General features: G+C 59.2%; 7 protein-coding genes, 1 tRNA gene and 1 pseudogene. 6 read left to right on the plus strand and 3 right to left on the minus strand.

The window, feature by feature from the left end; all coding sequences use genetic code 11:
- A pseudogene (locus FFS08_RS23040) lies at positions 1-90 on the plus strand (IS5/IS1182 family transposase); the annotation flags it as partial.
- 172 nt (positions 91-262) lie between these two features.
- On the opposite strand, the gene FFS08_RS23045 reads toward FFS08_RS23040, so the two are convergent.
- A complete protein-coding gene (locus FFS08_RS23045) occupies positions 263-976 on the minus strand; it encodes a hypothetical protein (RefSeq protein WP_137865075.1) in 714 nt (237 codons plus the stop codon).
- Positions 977-1,271: 295 nt separating this feature from the next.
- Between FFS08_RS23045 and FFS08_RS23050 the strand changes: the two genes are divergently transcribed.
- Entirely contained in the window at positions 1,272-1,838 is a 567-nt protein-coding gene (locus FFS08_RS23050; RefSeq protein WP_212742069.1) for a tyrosine-type recombinase/integrase, read from the plus strand.
- A gap of 336 nt (positions 1,839-2,174) precedes the next feature.
- Here the strand turns inward: FFS08_RS23050 and FFS08_RS23055 are convergent, their stop codons facing one another.
- Both FFS08_RS23055 and FFS08_RS23060 read right to left on the minus strand, forming a co-directional pair.
- Entirely contained in the window at positions 2,175-2,393 is a 219-nt protein-coding gene (locus FFS08_RS23055) for a hypothetical protein (RefSeq protein WP_137865077.1), read from the minus strand.
- 400 nt (positions 2,394-2,793) lie between these two features.
- Positions 2,794-2,876: transfer RNA gene (locus FFS08_RS23060), tRNA-Leu, on the minus strand.
- A 474-nt stretch (positions 2,877-3,350) separates the two neighbouring features.
- Here FFS08_RS23060 and FFS08_RS23065 point away from each other — a divergent pair.
- The 4 genes from FFS08_RS23065 (at position 3,351) to FFS08_RS23080 (ending at position 8,786) form a co-directional block, all read left to right on the plus strand.
- Positions 3,351-3,590 carry an RHS repeat domain-containing protein gene (locus FFS08_RS23065; protein ID WP_137865078.1) on the plus strand — a complete coding sequence of 80 codons (240 nt, stop codon included), beginning with the start codon at positions 3,351-3,353 and terminating at the stop codon, positions 3,588-3,590.
- Between the two features lie 189 nt (positions 3,591-3,779).
- The gene (locus FFS08_RS23070; protein ID WP_137865079.1) at positions 3,780-5,753 is read left to right on the plus strand and encodes a hypothetical protein; all 1,974 of its coding nucleotides are present in this window, start codon (positions 3,780-3,782) and stop codon (positions 5,751-5,753) included.
- 10 nt (positions 5,754-5,763) lie between these two features.
- Positions 5,764-8,343 (plus strand): RHS repeat domain-containing protein, encoded by a 2,580-nt coding sequence (locus FFS08_RS23075; RefSeq protein ID WP_171012783.1) that lies wholly within the window; start codon positions 5,764-5,766, stop codon positions 8,341-8,343.
- Positions 8,343-8,786: a hypothetical protein gene (locus tag FFS08_RS23080; RefSeq protein ID WP_137865081.1), complete on the plus strand. Its 444-nt coding sequence runs from the start codon at positions 8,343-8,345 to the stop codon at positions 8,784-8,786. Before FFS08_RS23075 ends, FFS08_RS23080 begins: the two co-directional genes overlap by 1 nt.
- Positions 8,787-9,188: the final 402 nt, after the last annotated feature.

Consider the following 9,188-nt stretch of genomic DNA (forward strand, 5'->3'; position numbering starts at 1 on the left):
TGGCGCCGCGTCGCTACCCGTTACGACCGCTGCCCCACCACCTTCTTCTCCGCCATCGCGCTCGCCGCCACCATCATCTTCTGGCTATGACCAATGAGTCCTGACCCTAGAAGCGGACTTTCAGCATGCGGCCCAACTCAACACGCTTGCAGAGCCTGAATGTATGGCGCTTTCCGATGAGGGGCTTTGGTCCGGCGAACGTCAGCAATCCTGGTGTAACCGGCCCGGTCAGCGGAGGCCCGCCCGAGAAGGAAATGCAGCATCATGCTGATGAAGTCTGAGCTTTCTTGCGCGGCCGTCTGACGAACTCAACATTACACCGTCGGCATCGCGATGGGGTTCGATCGGAATGGATTCTGCCCTGGGCAACGAGTATCATATCGATGCTACGCGGCGTCCAGTTCGGTTCTTGATCAACAAGATATTGCAGTAGTCCTTCACAGAATCGTTCGTAGGTATTGAGCGCTCCTCTTATGCCTGCACACGCGAGCCCGGCCCTTGCGAGCGAATCCATGATCGGGAATGCATTCGGTCTATGGAAATGAAGATACTTCGACGCAAATGACGCCTGGTTGCGCGGCGACCAACCTGTATCAGTGCCCTTTGCGGACCATTCGCGCGTTGCAGCGGCGATCTCGTCGACCAGCAGCTTGTGGATCTCGACTACCTTCTTCATCAACTGATGCGAGAAGCGATCGGAAAAGCCGATGTCGTCAGTTTTCTGGTCCAAAGCTGATACGGCCAACCGGTTGGCGATAGTTTCCGCCAAAGGAGCCGTTGTCCGGCCTACCCCTGCGCCGCGTTCAGGTGCCGCAGCGTAAATACGCCCAATCGCGGTCACCTTGCCCGCCGTCAGGTAGTAATCGTCATGGCAAGGGTAATCCCGGCACATGGCATAGAGGATGCGATTCTCGAAAGGGCCTGCGATCTTGACCTCGTTACAGTACCGCTCCCAGTCTGGGGGTGCTTCGGCCACTCCTGCGATTATATCCACTCGTATCCGCCCCATGGTTGCTTGCCGCGCTATTTATTCTACCGTTTACGATCAAAATGCTAAATAGATGGTAGCTATAGTCCTCCAAATCTCATCACTTGACCTCAGCTGTTGAACGGCTGCCGACAGATTCGTTGATTCGTCCGGATTTCAGCTTCCCAGCCCCGGTGCTCCGAACCGGACAGGCATGAGACGGCCTAGTTGCCGCCAGCGAATGGTTCCCGACTGAAAATTTATGTCCGCAACCCTATTGCCCATTCTGTTGCAGGGGGTGCGCGTGTCCGCTGAGTTGCCCACACATTGGCAGGTCTATGACGATCGAGGGCGTCGGAAATACCTGAATGCTGACGAGCGTCGGCGTTTCCTGACGGCGGCCGATCTGCTGCCCGCCGATCTACGGGCGCTCTGCTACGTTCTCGCCTGTACCGGCTGTCGCATCAGTGAAGCGCTGGCCCTGACGCCAGAGCGGCTTGATCGGCGGGGAGGTAAGCTCCTGTTCCGGACGCTCAAGCGGCGCAAGCTCTGCTTTCGCGCCGTGCCGGTGCCGCCGGAACTGGTGATGATGTTGGCCGCGCTGCCCGTCGCGCCGGGCGATTGCTATTGGCCCATGCACCGCGTCACCGCATGGCGGCACATCAAGCGGTTGCACGCGGCGGCGCAAGTGCGCGGGCCGATGGCCTGCTGCAAAGGGCTGCCGCATTGGTTCGGCATCCGTGCCGCATCCAAGTCGGTGCCGCCCAATCTCATCCAGCGCTGGATGGGGCACGCATCGCCGGACACCACCTCGATCTACCTCGATGCGGTGGGTGTTGAAGAGCGAGAGTTCGCTAAACGCATGTGGTGATAGCCTGTGGGTTCCGCCCAAATCATCCCTGTCGAAATCACGCTATCTTCGGTTCGTTGTGGCCGACCGCGCCCACCGGGCAAGGCGGCTCGCTTCCTTCGTGCAGCTTCGCCCCGCATAGCGGCGCATGTCATGCGGCCTGTGCCCGGCGGGCTTGGGCGGTCGGCTTCTGCCTTCCTCGTCTCACGCAATTTCGCGCGGGAAGAAACAGGGAGGAACCCATGACGACCATCGACATCAGTTTCATCATCAATGCCTGCGCCAACATGCTCGCGGCGATCGCGCAGATCATCGCGGCGACGCGGCGGCGGTGGTGAGCCGCCGCCAGCGGAGGCCTTAGGCGGCCTCCGCTTCCTTCGCTGGGCGCTCGGTGATGCGGCGCATTACGGTACGCCCGCCGAGCGGCAGGGCATCATATTGGAGTGAGAAACCTTCGCCGTCGCGGTTGGGCCAGGCGGCGCCGATGGGCGTCCAGAAGGCGGACTTGCCCTCGCCGGTGACGAGATAGATGCGGTGGGTCGGCTTGATGCCGGGAAGTTTGCGTTGCTTGGTCATGATCTGCTCCTTCGGTTCCGCCGCCGGGCCATCCAGCGGCTTCATGGGGAGCAAAGGGGCCGAGCCCAAAAGCCGAGGGTCACACCCCACTAGCCCGAAGGGAGCGGAGCTGCACAAGTGCAGCGCGGAAGCGAGCTGGGTTTACCCGAGGCTGGCTCAGCCTAAAGCTCACCTATGAAGAAGCAGATGAATGGCCCGGTGAGTGGAGCCAGGGCAGGGGGCAGAAGAGTAAAATACGAAGCAAGGTGAATGCGTTTCGTTGGCGATGGCCGTCCCCCGTCCGGGTTCCTGATGGCCACCGAGTGACCTCTACAGGCCACTCTTCGCGACGGCAGGTCGGGCCGGTTCCAGCCCTGCAAGCCTGCCGTGGCGCATCTTCATGCGCTGATAGAGAAGGGGATGGTGCGGCTAGAGGGACTCGAACCCCCACGGTTGCCCGACGGTACCTAAAACCGTTGCGTCTACCAATTTCGCCATAGCCGCGAGCGGGCAAGCCTATAGCGGGGGCTCGAACAGTGGCAAGATAATCGTGCTGTGCACTCACAGCGAGACTAGGCCGCAGACGCAATAGAGGCGGCCTGACGGCTTCCGCCTCAGTACCGGCCGTTCTGACCCATCCATCCGAACGGCAGAATCTGGGCCGGTTGCAGACTGACAGCCGCCAGAAGAGCGGATGCGGAATGCAGACCTTCCTTCAGTTGGGCGTCGAAGCTGAAAAGACCTGACAACGTGCGGCTTATCACAGCCGCGTCGGCTCGATTGCCGGCAGCGGTTGCGCGCCGGCGCGTGCCAAGCGCTTCTGGAAGCAATCTGCGAGGTGCCACGGAATCGGTTACATTTGCAGTATTTGACATATTCTGGAAACATATTTCACGCGTTTTGGAAATGTCAGTGAGGCGCGGCGTATCCGCCGGGAGTCGGAACGACTTTCAATCTGAGCATGCAAAGGGGGCGTGTATGCGATATCTGAAGCAACTGATTCTACCGATTTCGTTCATCGCTGTCGGCGTTGCCGTGCTGTCGGCTTCGGCTTCCTCGTCAGCACCGATGAACGAGACGGTCAATTACAGCTATGACGATCTGGGCCGGCTGGTGAAGGTCGAGCAGAAGGGCGATGCCAGCAGCAACGCCACTTCCAACTATGCCTATGACAAGGCGGGCAACCGCACCAACGTGAACGTCACCCGTACGCCCTGATCCTGTTGCGGGGCATTGCCGCCCCTACTGAATTCCTTGCTTTCCCGGGATGAAGCCTCCGCTCGGAGGCGCGGCCACGCCATGTGCGCCAGCCCGGCTTCTTGCTCAGATCCATATGGAGGACGCGTGCGCGCTAACCGAAACCCGCGGAAAATCCGTCTCCACGCCTCGCGTGCAGCTGCGATCGGCATGGCTGCATTCGCGCAGCTGGCCTGTTCGAGCACGGCGTTCGGCCAGACCAGCGTCAATGCGCAGGCCTATGCGAGTGCGCCGGCGGACCATATCCTCGTCACCAAGGGTGGGGTGGACCTGCGCAGCGGGAAGTATAATTTCTCGCAGACCGATGTGTCGATCGGCGAGGAGGGGAGTGCCCTGGCGCTCACCCGCACGCCGCGCCAGGGCCCGATGACCCACGGGCTGCCCTTCGGCAACTTCACCCACAACTGGGACATGTACATCGTCGAGAAGCGCATCGACATCACCGCAGGGCGTTATGAGGGCTCCGGCCCGGACTATCGATTGACCGCCTATACGGGCGGCGGTGCGGAAGCCTTTGACGGGCGCGCAAGCCTGACTGTCTTCGGGGGCACTTCGAAGGGGCCGGTCAGCTGGCTGACATATACGGGCGACCGTTCGTCCGGCACTGCGGTGTACACGCTGCAGAAGACCGACGGAACGCTCATCACCTTCCGGCCGATCAACAGCGGCGATTGCATGACCTATCAGCGCTGCGCCTTTGCATCGAAGATCGTGGAGCCGGACGGGACCGTCCTGAAATTCGAATATGACCAGCTGCCGGGCGGCGGGGTCAACACGACCCGGCTGCGCAGCGTGTCGAGCAATCGCGGCTATGCGCTGCTGTTCGAATATGCGGGCGCCAATGTCAGCAAGGCCTGTGTGCTCAACCTGGCGGTCACCCCGAAGCCTTCGGGGAATATCTGCCCGGCCGGCGTGCGCGCCGCGACCTATGCCTATGGCTATGCCTCGGGCGTGGTGCTCACCGGCGTCACGGATCCGGCCAATGCCACTTGGGCGTATAGCTACGGAACATCGGGAACTGGGAAGACCATAGGTTTCGTAAAGCCCGGCGCCTCGTCACCCTATCTCACAAATACCTATGGAGATACCATTTCTGCGGATGACGTCCACGATGTGGTTTATTTCCAGCAGTTCGCCGACGGCCAGACCTATTATTACGACTATACCGACATTGTCGGCCAGACCAACGGCACGATCAACCAGATCGCGGGCGGGGTCGTGACCGATGGGCAAGGCCGCACCGTCTCGGTCCAATATGGTGTGCCGATGCTGCCGCGTACGCTGACGCCGGGCTATAATTCGGGACAGGAAGAGACACTTCCCAATCCAGGCGATCCGGGGGATCCGGGCGGCGGCGGCTTCGTCCGCATCTACCAGATCACGCCTGGGCCGGTCAGCGTGACGGACGAGCTGGGCCGCACGACGACCTATGAATATTGCGATCCGGTGGTGGCAGCCGCACTGCCTGCCACGGAATATGACCGGTGCGTCGTCCTGCCGCTGCGCTACTACACCGATCCGGAGGGCATGCGCACCGACGTGACCTTTGGGGCCAACGGCCTGATCGGCAGCGCGGTGCGGCATCCCAAGCCGGGCAGCCCGTTGGGCAACGCCACGCTAGTTGTGTCCTACGCTCCCTGCCTTTGGTATCCCAATCACTGCACCAAGCCCGAAAGCACCCTGGATGCCAACGGCAATGTGACGCATTTCGGCTATACGAGCTTCGGCGAGCCCGAATGGGAGATCAGCCCGCCGCCGACCAGCGGCGCGGCCAGGGCACTGAAGCTCTACACCTATGCGCAGAGATACGCCTATGTCTCGAACGGCAGCGGGCTGGTTCCGTCCGACACGCCGGTCTGGGTGCGAACGTCGGCGACGGTTTGCCAGAGTGTCGCCGGGACCGGAACCGGGCGACCGTCCTCGACGCCGGCATGTGATACCGGCGCGCAGATCACCACCACCACGTTCGAATATGGCCCCGACGGCACCGCCAACAATCTGCGTGTGCGAGGGACGGCGGTGAGCGCCGGCGGCGCGCCTCTGCGCACCTGCTTCGGCTATGATCAACATGGCAACAAGATCTGGACCACGGCGCCGCGTGCGGGCCTGGCAGCCTGCAACTGAGGGGGATGGCATGAACCGTTTGTTGCTGGGGCTGCTCGCCTCGCTGGCCCTTTTCCCCGCCGCAGCTCTCGCCCAGATGCTGCCTTCCGATTTCACCAGTTCCACGCGTTACGACACCGTGGGGCGCGTGACGGGTACGATTGCACCGGACCCGGATGGCTCTGGGTCGTTGCACCATCTGGCGGTGCGAAACGCCTATGACGCTGCCGGGCGCTTGACGCGTGTCGAGAAGGGCCAGCTGACGGATTGGCAATCGGAGGCGGTGGCGCCCGCTGCCTGGCCCGTGTGGAACGGAACGAGCGGCTTCCAGGTCTTCAGCCAGGTCGATACGAGCTATGACGCGATGGACCGCAAGGTGCGCGAGGATGTCTCGTCGGGCGGCGTCACCTATCAGGTGACGCAATATAGCTATGATCTCGATGGGCGGCTCGAATGCACGGCGGTGCGGATGAATCCCGCCGCGTTCAGCTCGCTGCCCGCGAGCGCCTGCGTTCTGGGTACGCCCGGAAGCCAGGGTGCGGACCGGATCACGAAGAACACCTATGATGCGGCGGGCCAGCTGCTCCAGGTGCGCAAGGCGGTGGGTACGCCCCTGGAACAGGCCTATGTCACCTACAGCTACACGGCCAACGGCAAGCAGGAATATGTCGTCGACGCGAACGGCAACAAGGCGCGACTGGTCTATGACGGCCTCGATCGCCAGGCGCAGTGGCAATTTCCTTCGGCGAGTGCGCCGGGCGGCTACACCCCCTCGACCCCGGCCAATGCGCTGGCGACTGCGGGTGCAGTCAATACCAATGACCGCGAGGAATATGGCTATGATCTGAACGGCAACCGCACGAGTCTGCGCAAGCGCGACGGACGGACGATCAACTATGCTTATGACGCGCTCAATCGGGTAGTCAGCAAGACGTATCCCAATGGTGGCGCGCGTGGGGTCTATTACGCCTACGACCTGCGCGGGCTGCAGACCGCGGCGCGGTTCGACAGCAATAGCGGCACCGATGCCGTCCTGAGCGCGTGGGACGGATTTGGCCGTCAGACTTCGAGCACCACCAGCATGGCTGGTACGTCGCGCCAGCTGACCTATGACTATGACGCCAATGGCAATCGTATTCGCGTGACGCATCCCGATGGTCACTTCGTGAACTATTATCGCGATGGTCTGGATCGACTATATTATACCGATCTCGATGGAACTATCGGGCTCTTCTATCCCCCCTATGATGCGGTCGGGCGCGTTTCCACGCTCTATCGGTATATCCAGTCGGCGGCCTCCTGGGGGTTCGGCACCAACTATGGCTATGACGGCATCTCGCGCCTGACGAGCTACAAGGATAACTATTCTTCAAGCGCCGCGAATGTCTCCACGACATTAGGCTATAATCCGGCAAGCCAGATCGTCAGCCGCGCGCGCGACAATGATGACTATCGCTTCACCGGCTACGTCAACGTTGATCGGAACTATGCCGCGAATGGGCTCAATCAATATACTGGCGCGGGTGGTGCGGCGTTCGCCTACGACTCGAATGGCAATTTGATCTCGGACGGCAGCAGCAGCTTCGCCTATGACGTCGAGAACCGGTTGACGGCGACCTCGGCGGGTGTTGCGCTGGTCTACGATCCGCTTGGCCGCCTGTACCAAGTCTACCGGAGCGGGGTCAGCGATACGCGCTTCCTATACGACGGCGATGCTCTGACAGCCGAGTATGACGGCTCCGGCAATCTGCTGAAGCGCTATGTGCACGGTGCTGCTGACGGCGTGGATGATCCGATGGTGGAGTTCAGCGGAGCCAACACTTCGCCGCGCTACCTGTTCGCGGATCATCAAGGCTCGATCATCGCGCTGACCGACGGAAGCGGCAACCGCATCGCGGTGAACAGCTATGACGAATATGGCATCCCTGCCAGCGGCAATAGCGGGCGTTTCCAGTATACTGGCCAGGCGTGGATCCCCGAACTGGGCATGTACCACTACAAGGCCCGCATCTATTCGCCCACGCTTGGGCGTTTCTTGCAGACCGATCCGATTGGCTATGCCGATCAGATTAATCTGTACGCTTATGTTGCGGATGATCCCATAAATCATACCGATCCCACCGGAGAATGTATCGGACCTCTCGCCGGTCCGTGTGTTATAGCCGGGGGGCTAATCATTAGAGCAGCGATACGCTGTGCTGCCGACGCCCCCTGTAGAACCGTTGTTACCCAGGGCACACGCTGGGCTGTCCGTGAGGCGATAAGACGAGTACTCTCATCTCCCGAGCCCGTGATTGGGTTGCCGCCAACCCCAAAGCCGCAGCAGAATGAATCTTCATCTCCCGACCGTTCGGCCGATAGAGCGCCTTCGCCTGCCCTTAAAGGTGACCCATGGCATCCTGCAGAGGTGGACCGGCGTAGATCGGAGTGGCGACGAACAGAAGGTTCGAACCCCGATCCTGACGAGCCGATTCCAGATCGAGGCCCTGGAAGTGATCAGGGAGGACATCAGGCCAGGAATAGAACCCCGCACGAGGGAGAAAGAAACGTAAACCGAGCGGAAGAGCATTCGCGGCGACCTAAAGGAAATCCGGAAGGAAGGAGGCGCTAATGGCACAATCCCAGGATATAATATTTTTGTCGTCCGAAGGTAAAGACAGGATAACATTCAAGAAAGAAGGCGACATTCAAACCAATGGAATTTCAATAGAATTTACCCGGGATAAGAATCCGGAGTATGACCGAAATAGTTTTGATATATCTATAAGAAACTCCGGTTTTAACGTAAGAGGATTGGTAGATTTTGTGGAGTTCATTAAAGATTGGTCTAATTATGCGAGAAATTCTGATTGGATTTTTCCGGTATCTGATGATGGTGAATTGCGCGTTGTTATCGATAGAAACTCCAATGGTAGAATACTGGCATTTGGAAAATACAGTATGAAAATAATTTATGCCGTCCCTCGGATTTTTGACTTAAAGTTTGAGATTATAGTTGATGTATCCTGTGCCGATAGCTTTATAGAACAATACAGCTATTTGTATTCAGTATGATCAATGCTATGTGAATATAAAATTCTAGGTTAATGTATTGAGCATGAATTGTGGGAGATTCTGCAAGAATTTGAAATAGAATGGCAAACATTAACATCGTATATTAGATATTTATTTATAGACGTGGCGTATTTCTGATAGAGATTCATTTCTATGCCTAATTTTTGCACGTATTATTATTATTATATTTCTCCTTCTGCCAATGCCCACCTCCTTTGGGATGATGCAAAGCACTCCGAAAATCGGGGTCCAATGTTGACTGTCCTCGCCGAGCAGCATCCTGCCTGAACTGACGTGCGCCCCTGGAATGTGACCGATTTTGAGTAGAGTCCGACGCAAAGGAGTCGGACGAGAATGAAGCGCAGCAGGTTCAGCGAAGAGCAGATCATCGCGATCTTGAAG

It is taken from the genome of Sphingomonas sp. 1F27F7B, from assembly GCF_005503355.1.
GTDB lineage: Bacteria > Pseudomonadota > Alphaproteobacteria > Sphingomonadales > Sphingomonadaceae > Sphingomonas.